The organism is Pseudomonas sp. NPDC087615, from assembly GCF_044743445.1.
GTDB classification, from domain to species: domain Bacteria; phylum Pseudomonadota; class Gammaproteobacteria; order Pseudomonadales; family Pseudomonadaceae; genus Aquipseudomonas; species Aquipseudomonas baetica_A.
Genome location: NZ_JBIUWM010000066.1, coordinates 1 through 20,272, shown reverse-complemented (window position 1 = coordinate 20,272; position 20,272 = coordinate 1). Strand labels below are relative to the sequence as shown.

Here is a 20,272-nt window from a genome sequence, read left to right as displayed (position 1 = left end):
GGGGGTCAAGCGACGGCTACGACGTCGAGAATCCGCTGCACCACACGATCCTGATCGATGCCAGCGGCTTCGGCTTCAAACGACAAAATGATGCGGTGGCGCAGCACGTCGAACAGCACCGCCTGAATGTCTTCGGGGCTGACGAAGTCGCGCCCGGCGAGCCAGGCATGGGCGCGGGCGCAGCGGTCGAGGGCAATCGAGCCACGCGGGCTGGCGCCGTAAGCGATCCACTCGGCCATCTCCGGATCGAACTTGGCCGGCGTGCGCGTGGCCATGACCAGTTGCACCAGATATTCCTCCACGGCATCGGCCATGTACAAACCGAGGATTTCCTTGCGCGCGGCGAAGATCGCCTGCTGGCTGACCCGGCGTTCGGGCTTGGTCTCGCCGTTCAGCGCTTCGCCACGGGCTTGCTGGAGGATGCGGCGTTCGACGGCGGCGTCGGGGAAGCCGATTTTTACATGCATCAGGAAACGGTCGAGCTGCGCTTCCGGCAGCGGATAGGTGCCTTCCTGCTCGATCGGGTTCTGCGTGGCCATTACCAGAAACAGCGGCGACAGCTCATAGGTGCTGCGCCCGACACTGACCTGGCGCTCGGCCATGGCTTCGAGCAGCGCCGATTGCACCTTGGCCGGGGCACGGTTGATTTCGTCCGCCAGCACCAGGTTGTGGAAGATCGGCCCTTGCTGGAACACGAAACTGCCGGTTTCCGGGCGATAGATCTCGGTACCAGTGATGTCGGCGGGTAACAGGTCGGGTGTGAACTGGATACGATGGAACTGGGCTTCGATGCCCTCGGCGAGTTCTTTGATCGCTTTGGTCTTGGCCAGACCCGGAGCGCCCTCGACCAGCATGTGGCCGTCGGCGAGCAGGGCGATGAGCAAACGCTCGATGAGTTTTTCCTGGCCGAGAATCTGCGTTGAAAGAAAGGTTCGCAGCGCCAGCAGCGCTTCACGATGTTCCATCGATGACTGTTCCTGGAAAGGGGTGGCCACGGGCGTCTGGATAACACCGGGGCTGGGGGCGTTACTTTAATCCATCGCGGGGGGTGGCGACTAACGGCATTTTGCGCAAAGTGCGGGAAATGACCGTGGGAGTTGTTGGAATTTTGTAGCAGGGGGGATTGCTTGCCTGTGCCGGCCCTATCGCGAGCAGGCTCACTCCTACAATGGATCGCCGTACACCGACCTGTAGGAGTGAGCCTGCTCGCGATGGGGCCAGACCGGACGCCATCAAACCTCGTTAATGAAGGTGCCAGTCCCGTCGAGGATATTCGTCAAGGTCTCGACAACCTCTTTCATATCCACCATATCCGGGTTAAAGGTGATCTCCAGCACATCATCCCCATTCAACACATCGGCATCTGTCGCGGCGATTTCGATCTTCAGCAGGGTCGATGTCAGTGTGACTTTAACGCCGTCCAGCGTCGAAGGCTCGCCATCCAGGGTGATCTCCAGCTCGTCCTCGTCCGGGTAGCGGCTCATCAGGAACATGTCGCCCTTGTCGCTGTGGCAGCAGAGCATGGCCATGTTGTCTTCTTCGTCGTCGCACGGGTTGACGATCAGTAGGGCGGTAGTCATTTGCATTGGGGGTATTCCTGGTTGAACGGGCGCAAGAGGTTCGAAACCGCGATTTTGCCAGCTTGGATTTTTTTTTGCAGGCTTGCGTTTCAAGGAAAGTACAGGACGTTCATTTTGAGTGGCTCTGTCTTTTCTTTTCCTGCGATTTTTTAATCATGAGACGTGGGAAGTAAAAAAAAGGCGATGGAAGGAAAAGGGAATCAGGAAAAAAAGAATCAGCATTCCTGAAGAGTATATGGAATAGAAAAGTACGTTGCGGCCGAATAAATTGCCAAACCTTCCAGTGCTCTGCCCCAAGTCAGTGTTGGTTAAATAAAATGCGAGCGTGCAAAATAGAGTAATGAAAGCGGTGAAGAATATACCGACGATAATTCTTGCGAAAAGGTGTGTTTGGTACTGTGTCGGGTCAATATTCATTGTTTTATATATCTTGCAGAAGATCGTGCTGGCAAATATTGGTCCTGTGAATGCGATATAGTTTGCGGTTATTTTTGAACTGAAAGGGAATGCAGAGGACCAGAATCCAATCAGGCCAAATAGTTTTTCGTCCACGAATTCGTTGAGTGCGAAGTCCCAGCTGGTTTGTGGCGCTGCGGGGAGTAGGAGGTTTATAAGAAAAATCGGAATGCAGAAAATCCCGACTGCCAATAGTGGTACCGTTATTTCCGGTGTCTTTTTAATCACAAGGCATTCTCCAATGTGTCGTGCTTATATGGGTTCTGTAGCAGGCTTGGGCCGAGCAGATGGCCTCAATCCTGCTAGAGCGGGTTTCTTATGTTTCTGGTAATGCCCTATCTAGTTTTTCGAGGATGAATATATTTATTTTTTCTACGTTGCCAGCATTCAAGTAGGCTGCTACTGCGGCTATCAGCAAGCCGACCGCCACGATACCGGGTGTGCTCACTGCAAGCGTCGGAAAGAAAAACGCAGCACCGATAGCCAGAATCGCACCTGCCCCGATTCCGGCAGCGATACTTTCAAACTCCAACATCAAGGGCTTCCAGTTGCCATCCTGAAAACCAATAACTGCCTTGGTGACAACGGAGTGCGCCTGAACGATTTTTCCGGTCACGCCAAACCCCTTGGCGAGCTTATTGACACTGTCCATATAGGTCGCTTTATCCAGCGCATTGAGCGCGTCCACAATCGCGCGAGTATCCTGCGGACTGAGCCGCGCATTGGGATTGGTCCGCACTTTCTCGAAAGTCTGCATCGCCTCCGTATAGCTTCTGATCTTCTTCCCCGAAATGTCCTTTTGCAGATCCATGACGACCTGATGCAGGTTCTTGCCATAGTTATCAAGGATGTATTTGTTCGCGTCTGCGACATAAGCTACGGCACGTTTGTAATCATCGATCTGCCTGGTTTGCTCTTCTGCGGCGATTCTCGCCTTCTCTTCAGCGATGCGGTGGGCCTCGGCAATGGCGGCCAGACGTGCTTGCTCGTGCGCCTGTTTACGAGCCTCCTGCGCTTGGCGTGCGGCTTCATAGCCTCCGCTTGGCGACGATTCATTTGCGCGTACAAGTTGGTTTGTTTGACCTGAAGGTTTGCAATTTGATCGTTGAGGATCATCGCATTGTAAGTGGCCTCCAACTTTGCATATTGTTTTGCGGTTTTTACGGTTTGCAATTGTTGTTGGAGCTCAGTGTTTTTCTGGAATAACAATTCATTGACTATGTTTAGGGTGCGAGACAGCCATGCGTCGGGTGTCATGTTCGAAATGGGTGGATGTCTGCTATCGACGTGGCTTAATTCAGATTGCAGGATGGCTTCAAGATTTTGCTGGCGTGCATGGTAGTCATTCTGAAGCGCGAGGGTGAATCCATGCATTGGATTCCCCAAGGGGTAATTCTTGCGGATATCACCGCGAATCTTGTCGGGATTCAAGTTGATGATTTCCCATGAGCCGTCGCCATAGATAATCATTCCTGGGAGTTCCAGTTGAGACATGTGCAAGTTCCTTGTGCATTTAAGGCCCGATCCGTCGGGCGGTAGGTGTTTGTATTGTTAGCATTGAGTTGCGCTTCGGCCAAGTCGGGACCCGCGAATATGTTCCGAGATGTTTGTGGGTTATTTCTTTACAGATTGTAAGAAAAGATGAAGGGTGGTTATCTTGTTGTTTTAGTTTGACTTGTAGTGGGGTGCACAGGTGGATATGGAAATGCTCAGTGCATTGAAGAGACTGAGCGGGAACGTTCTTCGCTCAGGTAGTAACTTCAGGTTCAAATGGATCTGCGTCAGGCACCTGTGCTGAACCCGATGCCACGCTCAAGGTCGATAGTGCGGCGTTTTCGTTTCTGGATATGTAGCGGCAAATGGTCTGCACCTGGCACGAATGTCCCGTAAATACGGGCATTCAGACCGACGTTCTGTGGCACAAATGCTAGTGTTGAACGGTGCGAATGCCTTTGTTTGCGTGCCATTGACCGAATATGTCGCAGCACCGCAAGCAGACACATTGTCGCACCCATTAAGCTGCGCAACGGATGAGCACCCGTAAAGGCATTGTCGGCAGCCCTGACAGTCGCTTTTGCAGATGCCCATTCATGGAAGGTGAATGTGACCTGAGTGTCTCGTCCAGCTTCACCCACCTGTCACCCTGTTTCCTCTGCCCGAGAATCAGGAGCAGGGCGATACAAACCCCGAAAGGGGTGTTGCACGCGACGCTTTCCATCAATAACAAGCTTAAGCGGAGTACCACAGATGGCGTTCTTCACCGCAGCCAGCAAAGCCGATTTTCAGCACCAACTGCAAGCGGCACTGGCGCAGCACATCAGTGAACAGGCACTGCCACAAGTGGCGCTGTTCGCTGAACAATTTTTCGGCATCATTTCTCTGGACGAGCTGACCCAGCGTCGCCTCTCCGACCTCGCTGGCTGTACTCTTTCCGCGTGGCGCCTGCTTGAGCGCTTCGATCACGCGCAACCGCAAGTACGCGTCTACAACCCTGATTACGAACGTCACGGCTGGCAGTCGACCCACACAGCGGTCGAAGTGCTGCACCACGACCTGCCATTCCTGGTCGACTCGGTCCGCACTGAACTGAACCGCCGCGGCTACAGCATCCATACCCTGCAAACCACCGTGCTGAGCGTGCGTCGTGGCAGCAAGGGCGAGTTGCTGGAAATCCTGCCAAAAGGCACCCAGGGCGACGACATTCTGCAAGAGTCGCTGATGTACCTGGAAATCGACCGTTGCGCCAACGCGGCCGAACTGAATGTGCTGAGCAAAGAGCTGGAGCAGGTGCTCGGTGAAGTCCGCGTCGCGGTCGCCGATTTCGAGCCGATGAAAGCCAAGGTGCAGGAAATCCTCACCAAGCTCGACAACAGCGCATTCGCCGTCGATGCCGACGAAAAGAACGAAATCAAAAGTTTCCTGGAATGGCTGGTGGGCAACCACTTCACCTTCCTCGGCTACGAAGAGTTCGTGGTGACCGATCAGGCCGATGGCGGCCACATCGAGTACGACCAGAACGCCTTCCTCGGCCTGACCAAACTGCTGCGCACCGGCCTGACCTACGATGACCTGCGCATCGAAGAATACGCCGTGAGCTACCTGCGTGAACCGACCCTGCTGTCGTTCGCCAAGGCTGCACACCCAAGCCGTGTACACCGTCCGGCCTACCCGGACTACGTGTCGATCCGTGAAATCGACGCCGACGGCAAAGTCATCAAGGAACACCGTTTCATGGGCCTGTACACCTCCTCGGTGTATGGCGAGAGCGTGCGGGTCATCCCGTTCATCCGCCGCAAGGTCGAAGAAATCGAACACCGCTCAGGCTTCCAGTCCAAGGCTCACTTGGGCAAAGAACTGGCCCAGGTGCTCGAAGTGCTGCCGCGTGATGACCTGTTCCAGACCCCGGTCGATGAACTGTTCACCACCGTGATGTCGATCGTGCAGATTCAGGAGCGCAACAAGATTCGCGTGTTCCTGCGCAAAGACCCGTACGGTCGTTTCTGCTACTGCCTGGCCTACGTGCCGCGCGACATCTATTCCACCGAAGTTCGCCAGAAGATCCAGCAAGTGCTGATGGAGCGCCTGAAGGCTTCCGATTGCGAATTCTGGACATTCTTCTCCGAGTCCGTGCTGGCTCGTGTGCAGTTGATCCTGCGTGTCGATCCGAAGAACCGTCTCGACATCGACACCGTACTGCTGGAAAAAGAAGTGGTTCAGGCTTGCCGCAGCTGGCAGGACGACTACGCCGCACTGACCGTCGAAAGCTTCGGCGAAGCCCACGGCACCAACGTGCTGGCCGACTTCCCGAAAGGCTTCCCGGCCGGTTATCGCGAGCGTTTCGCGGCGCATTCGGCCGTGGTCGACATGCAGCACCTGCTGAGCCTGAACGAAAAAAATCCGCTGGTGATGAGCTTCTATCAGCCGCTGGGCCAGGTTTCTGGCCAGCGCGAGCTGCATTGCAAGCTGTATCACGCTGATACGCCGCTGGCGCTGTCCGACGTCCTGCCGATCCTGGAAAACCTGGGCCTGCGTGTGCTGGGTGAATTCCCGTATCGCCTGCGCCACACCAAGGGTCGCGAGTTCTGGATTCACGACTTCGCGTTCACCGCCGCTGAAGGCCTGGACCTCGACATCCAGCAACTCAACGACACCCTGCAGGACGCTTTCGTCCACATCGTTCGTGGCGACGCCGAGAACGATGCATTCAACCGTCTGGTGCTGACCGCCGGCCTGCCATGGCGCGACGTAGCGCTGCTGCGTGCCTATGCCCGTTACCTGAAGCAGATTCGTCTGGGCTTCGATCTGGGTTACATCGCCAGCACCCTGAACAACCACACCGACATCGCTCGCGAGCTGACCCGGTTGTTCAAGACCCGTTTCTACCTGGCCCGCAAGCTCGGCAGCGACGATCTGGAAGACAAGCAACAGCGCCTGGAACAAGCGATTCTGACTGCACTGGACGATGTTCAGGTACTCAACGAAGACCGCATTCTGCGTCGTTACCTGGACCTGATCAAAGCCACGCTGCGCACCAACTTCTATCAGACTGATGCCAACGGCCAGAACAAGTCGTACTTCAGCTTCAAGTTCAACCCGCATGCGATTCCAGAACTGCCGAAGCCAGTACCGAAGTTTGAAATCTTCGTTTACTCGCCACGCGTTGAAGGCGTTCACCTGCGCTTCGGTAACGTTGCTCGCGGTGGCCTGCGCTGGTCCGACCGTGAAGAAGACTTCCGTACCGAAGTCCTCGGCCTGGTAAAAGCCCAGCAAGTGAAGAACTCGGTCATCGTGCCGGTGGGTGCGAAGGGCGGCTTCCTGCCGCGTCGCTTGCCACTGGGCGGCAGCCGTGACGAGATCGCGGCCGAGGGCATCGCCTGCTACCGCATCTTCATTTCCGGTCTGCTGGACATCACCGACAACCTGAAAGACGGCGCACTGGTGCCGCCGGCCAACGTCGTGCGTCATGACGACGATGACCCGTACCTGGTGGTCGCGGCGGACAAGGGCACTGCTACCTTCTCCGACATCGCCAACGGTATCGCCATCGACTACGGCTTCTGGCTGGGTGACGCGTTCGCGTCCGGTGGTTCTGCCGGTTACGACCACAAGAAAATGGGCATCACCGCCAAAGGCGCGTGGGTGGGCGTACAACGTCACTTCCGCGAACGCGGCATCAATGTTCAGGAAGACAGCATCACTGTGGTGGGCGTCGGCGATATGGCCGGTGACGTGTTCGGTAACGGCTTGCTGATGTCAGACAAGCTGCAACTGGTTGCCGCGTTCAACCACCTGCACATCTTCATCGATCCGAACCCGAACCCGGCGACCAGCTTCGTCGAGCGTCAGCGTTTGTTCGATCTGCCGCGTTCGGCCTGGACCGACTACGACACCAGCATCATGTCCGAAGGTGGCGGTATCTTCTCGCGCAGTGCGAAGAGCATCGCGATTTCCCCGCAGATGCAAGAACGCTTCGACATCAAGGCTAACAAGCTGACCCCGACCGAACTGCTCAATGCCTTGCTCAAGGCGCCGGTAGACCTGTTGTGGAACGGCGGTATCGGCACTTACGTCAAGGCCAGCACCGAAAGCCACGCCGATGTCGGCGACAAGGCCAACGATGCGCTGCGCGTGAACGGCAACGAACTGCGCTGCAAAGTGGTGGGCGAGGGCGGTAACCTCGGCATGACCCAACTGGGTCGTGTGGAATTCGGCCTCAATGGCGGCGGTTCCAACACCGACTTCATCGACAACGCCGGTGGTGTGGACTGCTCCGACCACGAAGTGAACATCAAGATCCTGCTGAACGAAGTGGTTCAGGCCGGCGACATGACCGACAAACAACGCAACCTGTTGCTGGCGAGCATGACCGAAGAAGTCGGTGGTCTGGTGCTGGGCAACAACTACAAGCAGACTCAGGCCCTGTCCCTGGCGGCGCGTCGCGCCTACGCACGCATCGCTGAGTACAAGCGTCTGATGGGTGATCTGGAAGGCCGTGGCAAGCTGGACCGTGCCATCGAGTTCCTGCCGACCGAAGAACAGATCAACGAGCGAGTGGCAGCAGGCCATGGCCTGACCCGCCCCGAGCTGTCGGTGCTGATCTCGTACAGCAAGATCGACCTCAAGGAGCAGTTGCTGGGCTCTCAGGTGCCGGACGACGATTACCTGACCCGCGACATGGAAACGGCGTTCCCGCCGACGTTGGTCAGCAAGTTCTCCGAAGCCATGCGTCGTCACCGTCTCAAGCGTGAAATCGTCAGCACCCAGATCGCCAACGATCTGGTCAACCACATGGGCATCACCTTCGTTCAGCGACTCAAAGAGTCGACCGGGATGAGCCCGGCGAACGTGGCAGGCGCTTATGTGATTGTGCGTGACATCTTCCATCTCCCGCACTGGTTCCGTCAGATCGAAGCCCTGGATTACCAGGTTTCCGCTGACGTGCAACTGGAGTTGATGGACGAGCTGATGCGTCTGGGCCGTCGCGCTACGCGCTGGTTCCTGCGTGCCCGCCGCAACGAGCAGAACGCTGCCCGTGACGTCGCGCATTTCGGTCCTCACTTGAAAGAGCTGGGTCTCAAGCTCGATGAACTGCTGAGCGGCGAGATCCACGAAAACTGGCAGGCGCGTTATCAGGCTTACGTCGAAGCCGGTGTGCCGGAGTTGCTGGCGCGTATGGTGGCGGGCACCTCGCACCTGTACACCCTGCTGCCGATCATCGAAGCCTCCGACGTGACTGGCCAGAACCCGGCAGAAGTGGCCAAGGCCTACTTCGCCGTGGGCAGTGCGCTGGACATCACCTGGTACCTGCAACAGATCAGCGCGCTGCCGGTTGAAAACAACTGGCAGGCCCTGGCCCGTGAAGCGTTCCGCGATGACGTCGACTGGCAGCAACGTGCGATCACCATCTCCGTCCTGCAACAGGGCGACGGCACTCAGGACGTGGAAGCACGCCTGGCGCTATGGATGGAACAACACGAAAGCATGATCTCGCGCTGGCGCGCGATGCTGGTGGAAATCCGTGCTGCGAGCGGCACTGACTACGCCATGTATGCAGTGGCCAACCGCGAACTGCTTGACCTGGCGTTGAGCGGGCAAGCGGTTGTTATGCCGGCCACGACCAATGCCGAGCTTGAACTGGCTTAAGCAGACGTTGAATGAGAAAGCCCCGGTATCGTGAGATGCCGGGGCTTTTTTTATGTCTGCCGCTGTCGGCTATTTGTGATAGCGCAATACTGCGGCGATTCTGGAACCATTCGGCGATAAGGCTCCGCCGGCAATAATGCGACCGTCTTTTTGCAGTGTCACAAGCCTGGCCGTTCCGCCGCTTGGGAGAAACCTGATGCCGCCTTCGCCAAAATCAGTATCGAGACTTCCATCCGATTTGTAGCGTCCCAGCATGCCGGCGCCTGCAACAAAGCGTGTGCCTGCCAAAACCATGTTCCCGTTATTTTGGAGAGCGCCTGCTATCCACTCGTCATCAAGTCCCGCGGGCGTTAGCACCGGATGACCGTGGTTGAATGTTGTGTCGAGATGGCCATCCTTGCTCAGTCTGGTCAGGAAACCTCGTGTAGGCGGGATATCAGAGCCCAGGTGAGGTGGGGTGGTTCTTCCTATTGCCCATATCTGCTGACCTGACCCCTGTTGCAAATCCCATATTTCCGAGCCCACATCGACCGGCTCTTCGAGGAGCGCATATCCGTCTTTGCCGAATGTACGGTCGAGCGTTCCGTTCAAGTCGTATCCTGCCAGCAGTCCAAAGTGAAGATCGTTTTTACGCACAGAGGCACCGATGATAAGTCGTTCTCCCTGGATGGCGCTCCGCAAACTTGGGTATAGGTCTCGGCCCTCATAAGCGACCTCAACATAACCTGTGTTGTTGAATGTCTTATCCAGAGTTCCATTTTCTTCAAGTCGTATTAGATGAAGATTAGAGGCATTCCTGTCAAAACGGATAAGAAACAGAATCTTGCCGTCACTGAGCAGTGTGCATGAGCACGATTGCGAGCTTGAGCTATCAGATCGGATAGGCTCGGTTGAGAGGCGCTTTAATCCCGGGGGAGGAGGCACCAAAAGTTTACCCCCGTCACCAAACGTCTCGTCCAACTTGCCGTCTGGGGTGAAGCGAGCCAAACCCGCTGAGAAAGCCGCCTCACCGATGATCAGACACCGACCTTGCAGATCGACATTTACCGTCAATGCTTGTGAATGATAGCCATTACTGAAGTTTCCGGTGACATATCCGGTGCCGCCAAAGTTTGGATCAAATCGTCCATCGGGTGTGAGGCGGGCAACATAGAATTTATTGTCCAGAGTTCTTCCCGCTGCGTAGATGTTGTCATTCGTATCTGTGGCTAGTGCAAAAAGATAGTCTACGCCGTTAAAAATTGCGGCGCCGTTGTCACCGAATGTTTGATCAAGGTCTCCTGCTCTGTATTCTTCAGTCTTCATTGTCTGCTCCCTGAGTCTGGGCCCCGTGGGACAACAGTCAATTTCACGGGGCGGCATATGCATTACGAGGTGTGGAGGCAGGGCCGTCTACTGTAAATCCTGACAGTAGACAGACGCTTGAAAGAGTGGTGAGAAAAATTTTGTAGACGAGCGGGGTAAGTCAGGAGGCTGTACCTTTTGATTTTTAAGATCAAATTAAAAAAATCACAGCGTTCGGCAATGGCTATAGCGATTGGGTATCTGATATCAATACAGTTGATGTGCTTGTTTGTTATGGAGTATCGATACGTTATCTGTCGATCTGTTCAATAAGTTACTGAACGACTGGTCAGATTTCTTCAGTGCCCTTACTTGCAGATCCTGTTGCTGATTAATATCCGCCACCATCGCCTCTGACCGTTTGAAGTGCGCCGAGATCGGCGTCAGTTCTTTAGCCTCCAAACCGTTCGCTGTACCGATATCGTTGAACTTCGCACTTTAGGGAAGCGTTGACCCCTTCCACTGCCATATCCGGTTTTGACGTCGCGACGCAGGCGTCACGGATCGGCTGCACCAGCAGACTCTGGTCGAAACCGGTGCCGGCGTTGGCCTGATAGTCGCGCAGATATTCGCGGTTGGTCTGGGTGCTAGGGCTTTAGACGATTTCAAGCGAGACGCCGGGGCCAATTTTCGCTTGGATGGCGCTGCTACGGCCGGTCGGATGGGGAAACAGGGTATCAAGAGATGAGACCGTTTTCGGCGCGCTCGGTACTGGCCAGGCGGACAAGATTAAAACCGATATCGCCGGCGTACTGGTCAACGCAAACTTCATGGTGTGTCTCCCGTGACTTAACTTTAGTCGGAAAGTCAGGGTTGCCGGGCGCTTTGTTGTAGGGGGCGGCAGTTAACTCAGAATAAACCAGGGAAGCTGTAAATAAGCTGACAGTTTTTCGAGTTGTCAGATGCCCTGGTTTTATTGGCTTTAACACGATGCTGTTAATTGTGCCGGTAAATAAATAGGCCCAAATCAGTGATTTGAGCCTTTTTATTTATGTTTGATCAAACACCCATCAGTTTTGCAGCGGGACCAACACTTGTTCGTTCGGAGCCAGCACCATGAACACCAGCAACTTGGCCGGTTTGGTGGTACTGGCGTTTTTCGACACCAGATGTTCGGAACCGGCGGGTTCGTACCAGAACTGACCTTTCTTGTAGGTGATTGCCTGTTCGCCCTTGACCTGGGAAATCACTTCGCCTTCCAGCACATAGGCCATGGCGGTGCCGTCGTGTTTGTGGGCAATCGAGGATTGGCCGGGCTTGTAGTCGACTTCGATCATCATGGCTTTTTTACCCGGTGCGTTTTTCAGCATCTGGTCTTGCAGCACAGTGACTTTCTCGGACGGGTCATGGGCCAAGGCCGAGGCGGAAATCGTCAAGGCGAGGGCGGCGGCGAAGAAGTGCAGGGCTTTCATGGCGGATCACCTGTTGAAGTGGGGATGTCGGTGATCACAGTAGTCCGCAGGGTCGCGCATTCAAACGGCCAATATTCAGGAAGATCGGGTGACCAATACCGTGGCATTCCAGAAAAAATCGGTGTGCAGCAAACGCCTTCGCGAGCAAGCCCGTTCACACAGTGGGTCGCATTCCGTTGTGGGGGCGGGTTTGCTCGCGAAGGCGTCGGGTCAAACGATAGGGAAACTGTTGAAATCCACACTGTTGGCCAAGCGGCTGTCGATCAGGTCAATAAAACCCTGCGCCTCGGGCCGGTTGAAATGCGCCTGCATCGCCGCTTCCGACTGCCAGTGAGCACTGACCATCCAGCGGTGATTGTCCTCGGGGCAGCGGTCGACCAGGTAGGAATCGCAGCCTGGCGTTTCGCGCAGGGTGTCTACGATCTTCTGCAGTTGCCTGCCCAGTTCGTCCGAGCGGCCGGCGGCAGCTTTCACCTGTACCGTATTGATCACTTCGTTGGACATTGCTCACACTCCTGAATCAGGCCGGACGAATCCTGCTCATTGAGGGATAACGCCTGTGCAGAATAGGCCTGCACCCCCGGATCACCAATAACCAATCGGCGGTTAATCCGTTAGGCCAATCACTCAGGCGACTTGCTGGAGTATGTCGCGCAGGCGATCGAGGGCGATATCGATGTCCAGGGTTTCAATGGCGCCGAAGCCGAAGTACAAGCCATTTTTTGGCGGTTGTTGATAATAGAAACCGTTGATTGAGTACAGGCCCACTTCAACTTTTTTCGCCAGTTCGATCACCAACGGCAAGTCGATCGGCACCTTGCAGAACACCGCCATGTGGAAGCCTGCGCTGGCCGGCACCACGTCCAGCCATGGCGCGAGGTCGGTGGCCATGCGCGCCAGAATCCGCTCGCGGCGCTGGGCGTAAACGGCGTGGCAGCGGCGAATATGCTTGAGCAGACAGCCCTCGGCGATGAACTTGGCCAGCGCCCATTGCGGCAGGGTCGAGACATGCAGATCGGTGAGCTGCTTGGCGCGGATCACCGCTTCGAGAATCGCTGGCGGCAGGATCCCATAGCCCAGTCGCAGCTCGGGCAGCAGGGTTTTGGAGAAGGTCCCGACATAGGCGACGATGCCGCGTTGGTCGAGGTTGAACAGCGAATCAGTGGGCCGGCCTTCGTAGCGGAATTCGCTGTCATAGTCGTCCTCGATGATGATTGCGCCCAGTTCATGTGCGCGGGCCAGCAAGGCTTCGCGGCGCGCCTGGCTCATCGGCATGCCCAGCGGGAACTGGTGCGACGGCGTGACATAGATCAGCCGCGTGCCTTCAGGAATGTGTTCAACCTGAATCCCTTCGGCATCCACCGGAATTGCGACCACCTCGGCACCATGGGTGGCGAACAGCAGGCGTGCCGGCGGGTAACCCGGATCCTCCATCGCCACCCGATTGCCCGGGCGTATCAGTACGCGCGTGATCAGATCCAGCGCCTGTTGCGCGCCGTTGCACACCACAACGTCTTCGTCCTGACAGTTGACCCCGCGAGAAAACGCGATATGCCGGGCAATCGCATTGCGCAGCGCCGGCAGGCCTTCGGGCAGGCTGTAGAAACCCTTGGATTGCCCCATCTGCCGCATCGCGTGGGCAACGCAGCGGCGCCAGTCGTCCTGCGGGAATTGGCCCTTGCTGGTGGCGCCGCCGATAAAGTCGTAACGCAGCGAGCCCTCCAGGGTCGGATGGCGCAGGAACACTGGCAGGTTGCGCCAGCTCTCGATGACCTCGGAACTGGCCAGTTCAGTGTGGCTTTGCTTGCGCTGAATCGAAGCCGGGCGGGCATTGACGTAGGTGCCTTTGCCGATCACGCCGGTGAGGAAGTTTTCGTAGGTCAACAGCGCGTAGGTGTCGGAAATGGTCTTGCGCGAGATCCCCAGTTGCTCGGCCAACAAGCGGCTGGGCGGCAATTGTGTGCCAGCGGCCAGACGCCCGGATTCGATGGCGCCACGCAGTTGCTGATACAACTGACCGGCCAGATCCTTGCGGCCGTTGATCACAACGTGAAGTTCCATACCGACGAGGCTCCCGAGGCTATTTGGCGTGCCCGTCAGATTACCGCTGTTGCGTGATCGGCAATAGTTGCGCACCCCAAAAAACCGAAATTGGCCACCGTCCTACTGTGGGCTTGCTCGCGAAGGCGTCGTGTCAGGCACTAAAGTATTGACTGACCCACCGCCTTCGCGAGCAAGCCCGCTCCCACAAGGGGGATTTGTGTGTGGCCGGGATTTCAGTGGTGTAGCGATATTCCGTGGAATTGGGGCTGTAACGCCGGCAGCTCTGCGCTTACCGTGAACTCATCATTCCGCTTCCCGAGACCTGCCATGTCCCTGCGCCTGGACTACTACAACGCTTCGCCCAAGGCGATGAAAGCGATGATTGCCATGGAGGCACTGACCAGTGGCTTGAGCATCGAGCAGCCGCTGCTGCAACTGATCAGGATCCGCGCCTCGCAGCTCAATGGCTGCGCGTTCTGCACCGACATGCATTCGGTAGACGCGCGGCGGGCCGGGGAGAGTGATCGGCGCTTGTATGCGATTGCGGTGTGGCGCGACAGCAACTTCTTCAATCCCCGCGAGCGTGCGGCGCTGGGGTGGGCCGAGGCGGTGACGCTGCTGGCCGAAAGTCATGTGCCCGATGACGTCTATCAGCAGGCACGCGAGCAGTTCAGCGAAGGGGAAATGGTCGACCTGACCATGGCCGTCACCACCATCAACAGCTGGAATCGCCTGGCCGTGAGCTTTCGCCAGACCCCACGCGACTGAAGATCAAAAGATCGCAGCCTTTGATGTTTCCCTAATTCGGTGGCCGCTGCGGTTTCACCGATGTGCCAAAGGTATTGCCCATGCGCGTGCTGGTGCCGGCGGGCGTCGCCAATCCCATCTGATTGGGCGGGCGCTTATTCACCGGCACATTCAGCGCCTCACGGTTTTTCTCGGCGGCCGCTGCGCCTTCAGGGTTGTTGCCCATCTGCTGGGTCAGGCAATCGTAATTCGGTGCCTTGTAGCCGCCGACCGTCACCTCTACGCAGCCCAGCGGTTGCTCGGCATGGGCGTTGACCAATGCGCTCAGCAACAGCCCGCCAAGGGTGATCCTCCAGAGTGTTTTCATGCCTGCCTCCTGGCCAGCCCGAAGGGGCTGCTCTAGGGCTTGAGTCTAGTGCAAGGCCGATACAAAACCCGTGATGGTTTTTTTGCATCGCCCGTCACACCAGATTCATAAACAGCCCTCAGGATGACGAATTTCAGGGATACGTCAGCCGTGCAGCGAGGCAGTTCCAGGGGCAGTCTTCAGCGTTCAACGACTCTTGTTCGCCGGCTGGGTCTGGGGGTGTTGCTTGCCTGGCTGACGGGCACTGCGACAGCGGACCCGGTGCCGGCGGACTTGCGCATGACGCTGCACATTCCGGCGCAGGATCTGGCCCGGGCACTGGATCAATACAGCCATGCCACGGGCGTTGCGGTGCTGGTCGACAGCCAGTTGAGTCGCGGCAGACGTTCGCTGGCGGTGGAGGGTGAGTACACCGCCGCTGATGCCTTGCGTCGTTTGCTCGGCGGCAGCGGCTTGATGGCGCGCTATGCCCGTGATGATGCGTTCACCTTGCAAGTGGCACAGGTCGAGGACGTGCCATCGACCGAGGGCAAGTCATCGCCAGCCAGCATCGCGGTGAACCGCAGTTACGCCACGGCGGTACAAGCGGCGATTGAGCGCAACCTGTGCCGTTCACCGTTGACCCGACCGGGCAGTTATCGCGCGGTGTTGCAGGTCTGGGTCGGGCGCGATGGCCGGGTGCAACACAACCGGTTGGTCACCTCCACCGGTGATGTACAGCGCGATACCGCGTTGGTAGAGAGTTTTCGCAGTCTCAGGATCGACCGGCCGACGCCCAGTGCCTTGCGTCAGCCGGTCACGTTGCTGTTGTTACCGCAGTCGTCAGGGAAACGCATGGAATGCACCAAATGGGAAGGAGTTTCCGGGGGATGAAAGACACCGGACAAGGTTCGATGGTCCAACTGTTCCTGACCTCTTACGAGGATTTTCGGGTGCGCCTGCGTCGGCGTTTGGGCTCAGAGGATCTGGCTAACGACGTGCTGCACGAAACTTACCTGCGGGTCGACCGGATGGAGACGCCGCCGAACCTCTTGCGGCCCAACGCCTACCTCTATCGCATGGCCCTGAACATCGCTGCGGACCGGCGCCAGGCCGACGCGCGTTTGCTCACCGGAAGCGAAGTCGAAGAGTTGCTGCAAATCGGCGACGAGGCGCTCGATCCGGCACGGGTGGTGGGCGGGCAAAAGGAAATCCAGTCACTGCTCAGCGCGTTGTACGAACTGCCGGCGCGGCGCCGCAAGATCTTCATTGCTGCGCGCCTGGAGGAGGCTCCCCACCTGGAAATTTCCCAGCGTTTCGGCATTTCCACGCGCATGGTCGAGAAGGAAATCAAAGCCGCACTGGGGCATTGCGCCGCAAAACTGGAAAGAAAAGTGTTTCAGCGGTTCGGTCGCGGGGCCGGAAAACCGTCTTGAGAGAGAAGCTGGGTAAAAAGTCCCGATTAATCCGTTGAGAATCTGCGAGTTTTGAACATCTTCCGACTGACACCTGCCGAGCCGACGGCCGCCGAGCGTCTACAAAGCGAAGCCCGTGACTGGCTGATTCTGTTGACCTCTGGTCGCGCCACCGTCGCCGACGCCCGGGCGTTGCGTGAGTGGTGCGCGCAGAGTCCCGAACATGCGCGTGCCTTCGAGGAAACCAAAGCGCTTTGGCACCTGTTGCAACCGGCGGCGGAGGGTTTGCAGGCGCCGCGAGGGTTTGGCCGGCGTGCCTTTCTGGGGGGCGCATTCGCCGCGTCGGCGGCGTTTTTGCTGGTGCGTGGGACGATTCCTGGAGGGTTCGAAGGGCTGGGCGCCGATTACATCACCGAGGTCGGCCAGCAGCGGCGAGTGGAGCCTGTGGATGGCGTGAGCCTGGAACTCAACACGCAGACCCGCATCAATCAGCGTTCCGTGGATGACGGCGTACAAGGTTTTGAACTGGTCAGCGGCGAAGTCGAAGTGCAGACCGCGCGGTTGCCGCTGGCGATGCAGGCGGGGGGCGGGTGGTTGCGGGCCAGTCAGGCGCGATTCAATTTGCGTAATACCGATCAGCAGGTGTGTGTGACTTGCCTTGATGGTGCTGTGGAGGTGGACGTTGAAGGGCGCAGTTTGCGTCTGGAGCCGGGGCAGCAAGTGACTTATGACGCGCGGCAAGTTGGCGCGGTACAGAACGTTGACACGGCGGCGGTGATGAATTGGCGGCAGCAGGTGTTGGTGTTTAATGGGGCGACGTTGAGTCAGATGATTGATGAGATTAATCGCTATCGGCCGGGGATGCTTTTGCTGCTCAACCGTGAGCTTGGGCAGCGTCGGGTGCAGGCGCGGTTTAGTCTTGATCAACTGGCGGGTGTGGCGTTGTTGATTCGCGATGCCTATGGCGTCAAATGCACTGAGTTGCCTGGGGGGGTCGTCGTTCTCAGCTAGTGGGGGGGGCGGGTACATATCCGTTGCTGCGGTAACGGCGGCTTAGGGTTCCGCCCTGACGGCGGGTCACTTTTGACAAACGCCTCAAAAGTAACCAAAAAGGCTTTGCCCTGACGTTCGGCCCTCGCTGTGGCTCGGGTTCCTTCGCTCCGGGTTTGATCCGGGCGCATCGCCTCCGGTTTGCTTCGCTGCACCTCCTCTCGATGTGTTCGACTTCGTCGAACGGTCGCTGCGCTCCCAACCCCGGATCAATCCCTCCACTCAGCCTGCCGACGGGCGCTTTAAGATCAAAAGCGGTACTCGAGCTAACGCTCATTGTGTTGAGTGGGGCGGCATGCGCCGCGTGCGGGGTGTACTCAATTCCTTGTGGGAGCAAGCCTGTCAGCGATGGCGGCCTGACAGCCGACCAATTTGTAACTGACCTCACCCAATCCCCCTGTGGGAGCGGGCTTGCTCGCGAAGGCGGCCTGCCAGCCAACCAATCCCTAACTGCCTGCACCCAATCCAACGTTAGGAGCCAGCCTGCCGGCGATAACAACCTGCCAGCCAACCAATCACCAACTGACCTCACCCAATCCCACTGTGGAAGCGGGCTTGCTCGCGAAGACGGCCTGCCAGCCACTCAATCCCTAACTGCCTGCACCCAATCCAACGGTAGGAGCCAGCCTGCCGGCGATAACAACCTGCCAGCCAACCAATCGCCAACTGACCCCACCCAATACCCCTGTGGGAGCGGGCTTGCTCGCGAAGACGGCCCACCAGCCAACCAATCCCTAACTGCCTGCACCCCATCCAACGGTAGGAGCCAGCCTGCCGGCGATAACAACCTGCCAGCCAACCAATCCCTAACTGCCTGCACCCAATCCAATTGTGGGAGCTGGCTTGCCAGCGATGGCAGCCTGAAAACCGCCCATTCTCTAACTGCCTGCACCCAATCCAACTGTAGGAGCTGCCGAAGGCTCGGGCCGCGTTCGGACGATCTTTTGATTTTCAAGAGCAGATCAAAAGACCTCAGCCTGCGGCAACTCCTACAGAGATCTCCGACGGTAAGGGGGATATCTGCATAGCAGGCACGTGTCAGTCCAACGGCCCAATCACCTGCCGATATTTCTCCACCCCCTGCGGCGTCTGCCGAGTCAACCGAATCTCCAGCCCTTGCGGATCCTCGCGCCGATTGCCACTCAACTGCCGCCAGCCCTTATCCGTTTCCCAAACCCGAATCTGTGCATCGCTCACATCCTTCAGCACAGCAACCCCGCCAGTAGGCGCCGGCAACGGATACCGACTCCGCGCCGCCGCTACCGCCCGATACAACGTATCCCCCTTGACCCACCACCGCACCCGCTGCAACGCCCCCGGCTGATCCGCCGCCGTGCGAATGATGTCCAGGCGAAAGCCCTTGCTATCACTGCTGCGCACAGTAATCGCAGGCGGGGCGCTAGGCGGCTCATCATCCACACCAACTTTCTTCGGTTCAGTCAACTCAATCCCCGCACGCATATCGACATCCCGCTGCAACTGATTCAACGCCCGCAACAAACTGTCACTCTGCTCACTGCTGGCCTGCAAATGGCTGTCAGCCCGAGTCACGCTGTCGAGCCCACGCCAGGCAATCAAACTCACCACCGCCATCAGCAGAATCGCGACCATCACCTCGATCAGGGTAAAACCTTGTTGGTCTTTCATTGCACGCTGATCCGGCCGGCGCCATCGCGCAGCACGCTCAGGCGATTGAAACCATCAGACAAGGTCAATTGCAGCGGCGGGTTGATCCATTCGGCGTTGAGCACGACTTTCTGTTTCGGCTCCACGCGAACCTCCATCTTCGGGCTCTGCCATGGCCGTGGGCGTAATTGCGGGTCTTGGCTGAAATGATCGAAACCCTTGCCGCTGTCACTGCGACGACTGAAGCGAAACCCCTTGGCATCACTGACCCACACAATCGGCCGACCATCCGCCCGCGCTTCGGCCTGCGCCACTTGCAGCAACTGCGCCACACGCTCGGCATCCTTGCGCAGCAATTGCAGCGGATCGGGCTTGATGCTCAGGCTGATCGCCGCACTGGCGATACCGATGATCACCAGCACCACCATCAACTCGATCAGGGTAAAGCCCCGTTGCCTGTTCATCGATTGCGCGCTCCTTTGCGTTGAGGACCATCCTGCACGGCCAACATGTAAGGCGTGTGAAATAAAACCGTGAGAATTGCCGCGTAGTCTGTGGGCAGGGACTAAAAGGAGATTCAGCCCATGATGTTCACCGCACGCTTTTCCCCACCGCAAATGGTTCAGGCCGTGGCACTGCTCGCCTCGCTGGTTGGCGTGGCGACGTGGTCGTCGCTGCTGCTGACCACCGCCGAATCCCACACCCCGCCGGCAGCCCCGCAATTGCTCGCGGCACGCAGTGATAGCCCGGCGTTGCAGTGGTTTTCCAATCAAACAGCGCCGGTGGACATCAAGGTGAGTGGGGTGATGGCGGGGAGTCGGGGGGCTGTGGCGATACTGAGCCTAAACGATGGGCCGCCGCGTAGTTTTTTGCAGGGGGAAAAGGTTGGGCTTGGGGTGAAGTTGGTGGCGGTGGAGGGGGATGGGGTGGTGATTGAGCAGGGTGGGGAGAGGGTGCGGTTGGGGGTGGAGAGGTTGGGGGAGGGGATTGTGTTGCCGAGGTTGGTGAGGCCGTGAGTGTAGTGGTCAACTAATTCCGGACACCTCGATAGGTGATTTTGACGCCATCGCCCGTTCGTAAACGGTCGGTGGCAGATATCCCAGTTTCGAG

17 protein-coding genes and 1 pseudogene are annotated in these 20,272 nt (G+C 57.7%); 6 read left to right on the top strand and 12 right to left on the bottom strand.

What is annotated here, in order from left to right; all coding sequences use genetic code 11:
* Positions 1-5: 5 nt before the first annotated feature.
* The 4 genes from ACIOU6_RS24355 to ACIOU6_RS24340 all read right to left on the bottom strand — a co-directional run bounded on the left by ACIOU6_RS24355 (position 6) and on the right by ACIOU6_RS24340 (position 3,530).
* Positions 6-965 carry a MoxR family ATPase gene (locus tag ACIOU6_RS24355; protein WP_003218556.1) on the bottom strand — a complete coding sequence of 320 codons (960 nt, stop codon included), beginning with the start codon at positions 963-965 and terminating at the stop codon, positions 6-8.
* A gap of 267 nt (positions 966-1,232) precedes the next feature.
* Positions 1,233-1,586 carry a hypothetical protein gene (locus ACIOU6_RS24350; RefSeq protein WP_339494275.1) on the bottom strand — a complete coding sequence of 118 codons (354 nt, stop codon included), beginning with the start codon at positions 1,584-1,586 and terminating at the stop codon, positions 1,233-1,235.
* 766 nt (positions 1,587-2,352) lie between these two features.
* Entirely contained in the window at positions 2,353-2,937 is a 585-nt protein-coding gene (locus tag ACIOU6_RS24345) for a colicin-like pore-forming protein (RefSeq protein WP_401139115.1), read from the bottom strand.
* Positions 2,913-3,530 carry a hypothetical protein gene (locus tag ACIOU6_RS24340; RefSeq protein ID WP_401139107.1) on the bottom strand — a complete coding sequence of 206 codons (618 nt, stop codon included), beginning with the start codon at positions 3,528-3,530 and terminating at the stop codon, positions 2,913-2,915. Before ACIOU6_RS24340 ends, ACIOU6_RS24345 begins: the two co-directional genes overlap by 25 nt.
* A 753-nt stretch (positions 3,531-4,283) precedes the next feature.
* Between ACIOU6_RS24340 and ACIOU6_RS24335 the strand changes: the two genes are divergently transcribed.
* Positions 4,284-9,179: an NAD-glutamate dehydrogenase gene (locus tag ACIOU6_RS24335; RefSeq protein ID WP_221733540.1), complete on the top strand. Its 4,896-nt coding sequence runs from the start codon at positions 4,284-4,286 to the stop codon at positions 9,177-9,179.
* Between the two features lie 69 nt (positions 9,180-9,248).
* Here ACIOU6_RS24335 and ACIOU6_RS24330 read toward each other — a convergent pair whose 3' ends face one another.
* The 5 genes and pseudogenes from ACIOU6_RS24330 to ACIOU6_RS24310 form a co-directional block, all read right to left on the bottom strand.
* Entirely contained in the window at positions 9,249-10,484 is a 1,236-nt protein-coding gene (locus ACIOU6_RS24330; protein WP_401139106.1) for a delta-60 repeat domain-containing protein, read from the bottom strand.
* A gap of 246 nt (positions 10,485-10,730) precedes the next feature.
* Positions 10,731-11,295: pseudogene (locus ACIOU6_RS24325) on the bottom strand (ATPase).
* A gap of 238 nt (positions 11,296-11,533) precedes the next feature.
* On the bottom strand, positions 11,534-11,935 hold the full coding sequence (locus tag ACIOU6_RS24320; protein ID WP_221733538.1) for a cupin domain-containing protein: 402 nt from the start codon (positions 11,933-11,935) through the stop codon (positions 11,534-11,536).
* A 210-nt stretch (positions 11,936-12,145) separates the two neighbouring features.
* Positions 12,146-12,439: a putative quinol monooxygenase gene (locus ACIOU6_RS24315; RefSeq protein WP_221733537.1), complete on the bottom strand. Its 294-nt coding sequence runs from the start codon at positions 12,437-12,439 to the stop codon at positions 12,146-12,148.
* 123 nt (positions 12,440-12,562) lie between these two features.
* Positions 12,563-13,996, bottom strand: coding sequence for a PLP-dependent aminotransferase family protein (locus tag ACIOU6_RS24310; protein ID WP_401139105.1), 1,434 nt, complete (start codon positions 13,994-13,996; stop codon positions 12,563-12,565).
* A 309-nt stretch (positions 13,997-14,305) separates the two neighbouring features.
* Between ACIOU6_RS24310 and ACIOU6_RS24305 the strand changes: the two genes are divergently transcribed.
* Positions 14,306-14,746 (top strand): carboxymuconolactone decarboxylase family protein, encoded by a 441-nt coding sequence (locus ACIOU6_RS24305; protein WP_401139104.1) that lies wholly within the window; start codon positions 14,306-14,308, stop codon positions 14,744-14,746.
* 31 nt (positions 14,747-14,777) lie between these two features.
* Here ACIOU6_RS24305 and ACIOU6_RS24300 read toward each other — a convergent pair whose 3' ends face one another.
* On the bottom strand, positions 14,778-15,092 hold the full coding sequence (locus ACIOU6_RS24300) for a hypothetical protein (RefSeq protein ID WP_221733534.1): 315 nt from the start codon (positions 15,090-15,092) through the stop codon (positions 14,778-14,780).
* Between the two features lie 207 nt (positions 15,093-15,299).
* Between ACIOU6_RS24300 and ACIOU6_RS24295 the strand changes: the two genes are divergently transcribed.
* From ACIOU6_RS24295 to ACIOU6_RS24285, 3 genes are read left to right on the top strand one after another with little or no spacing between them, the layout of a single operon-like run.
* The gene (locus ACIOU6_RS24295; RefSeq protein ID WP_401139114.1) at positions 15,300-15,965 is read left to right on the top strand and encodes a secretin and TonB N-terminal domain-containing protein; all 666 of its coding nucleotides are present in this window, start codon (positions 15,300-15,302) and stop codon (positions 15,963-15,965) included.
* The gene (locus ACIOU6_RS24290; RefSeq protein ID WP_401139103.1) at positions 15,962-16,507 is read left to right on the top strand and encodes an RNA polymerase sigma factor; all 546 of its coding nucleotides are present in this window, start codon (positions 15,962-15,964) and stop codon (positions 16,505-16,507) included. The genes ACIOU6_RS24295 and ACIOU6_RS24290 overlap by 4 nt, the downstream gene beginning before the upstream one ends.
* A 51-nt stretch (positions 16,508-16,558) precedes the next feature.
* A complete protein-coding gene (locus ACIOU6_RS24285; RefSeq protein ID WP_401139102.1) occupies positions 16,559-17,497 on the top strand; it encodes a FecR family protein in 939 nt (312 codons plus the stop codon).
* Between the two features lie 1,077 nt (positions 17,498-18,574).
* Here the strand turns inward: ACIOU6_RS24285 and ACIOU6_RS24280 are convergent.
* Both ACIOU6_RS24280 and gspH read right to left on the bottom strand, forming a co-directional pair.
* Positions 18,575-19,183 carry a prepilin-type N-terminal cleavage/methylation domain-containing protein gene (locus ACIOU6_RS24280; RefSeq protein ID WP_401139101.1) on the bottom strand — a complete coding sequence of 203 codons (609 nt, stop codon included), beginning with the start codon at positions 19,181-19,183 and terminating at the stop codon, positions 18,575-18,577.
* Complete coding sequence (gene gspH / locus ACIOU6_RS24275; protein ID WP_401139100.1) at positions 19,180-19,626, bottom strand: type II secretion system minor pseudopilin GspH; 447 nt, start codon at positions 19,624-19,626, stop codon at positions 19,180-19,182. The genes ACIOU6_RS24280 and gspH overlap by 4 nt, the downstream gene beginning before the upstream one ends.
* A gap of 120 nt (positions 19,627-19,746) precedes the next feature.
* Here gspH and ACIOU6_RS24270 point away from each other — a divergent pair, with 120 nt between their 5' ends.
* Positions 19,747-20,178, top strand: a complete 432-nt coding sequence (locus ACIOU6_RS24270; protein WP_401139099.1) for a type II secretion system protein N — start codon at positions 19,747-19,749, stop codon at positions 20,176-20,178.
* Positions 20,179-20,272: the final 94 nt, after the last annotated feature.

Coding starts and splice junctions, on each gene's coding strand:
- ACIOU6_RS24355 (WP_003218556.1), bottom strand. CDS start 965: ATGGAACATCGTGAAGCGCTGCTGGCGCTGCGAACCTTTCTTTCAACG.
- ACIOU6_RS24350 (WP_339494275.1), bottom strand. CDS start 1,586: ATGCAAATGACTACCGCCCTACTGATCGTCAACCCGTGCGACGACGAA.
- ACIOU6_RS24340 (WP_401139107.1), bottom strand. CDS start 3,530: ATGTCTCAACTGGAACTCCCAGGAATGATTATCTATGGCGACGGCTCA.
- ACIOU6_RS24335 (WP_221733540.1), top strand. CDS start 4,284: ATGGCGTTCTTCACCGCAGCCAGCAAAGCCGATTTTCAGCACCAACTG.
- ACIOU6_RS24330 (WP_401139106.1), bottom strand. CDS start 10,484: ATGAAGACTGAAGAATACAGAGCAGGAGACCTTGATCAAACATTCGGT.
- ACIOU6_RS24320 (WP_221733538.1), bottom strand. CDS start 11,935: ATGAAAGCCCTGCACTTCTTCGCCGCCGCCCTCGCCTTGACGATTTCC.
- ACIOU6_RS24315 (WP_221733537.1), bottom strand. CDS start 12,439: ATGTCCAACGAAGTGATCAATACGGTACAGGTGAAAGCTGCCGCCGGC.
- ACIOU6_RS24310 (WP_401139105.1), bottom strand. CDS start 13,996: ATGGAACTTCACGTTGTGATCAACGGCCGCAAGGATCTGGCCGGTCAG.
- ACIOU6_RS24305 (WP_401139104.1), top strand. CDS start 14,306: ATGTCCCTGCGCCTGGACTACTACAACGCTTCGCCCAAGGCGATGAAA.
- ACIOU6_RS24300 (WP_221733534.1), bottom strand. CDS start 15,092: ATGAAAACACTCTGGAGGATCACCCTTGGCGGGCTGTTGCTGAGCGCA.
- ACIOU6_RS24290 (WP_401139103.1), top strand. CDS start 15,962: ATGAAAGACACCGGACAAGGTTCGATGGTCCAACTGTTCCTGACCTCT.
- ACIOU6_RS24280 (WP_401139101.1), bottom strand. CDS start 19,183: ATGAAAGACCAACAAGGTTTTACCCTGATCGAGGTGATGGTCGCGATT.
- gspH (WP_401139100.1), bottom strand. CDS start 19,626: ATGAACAGGCAACGGGGCTTTACCCTGATCGAGTTGATGGTGGTGCTG.
- ACIOU6_RS24270 (WP_401139099.1), top strand. CDS start 19,747: ATGATGTTCACCGCACGCTTTTCCCCACCGCAAATGGTTCAGGCCGTG.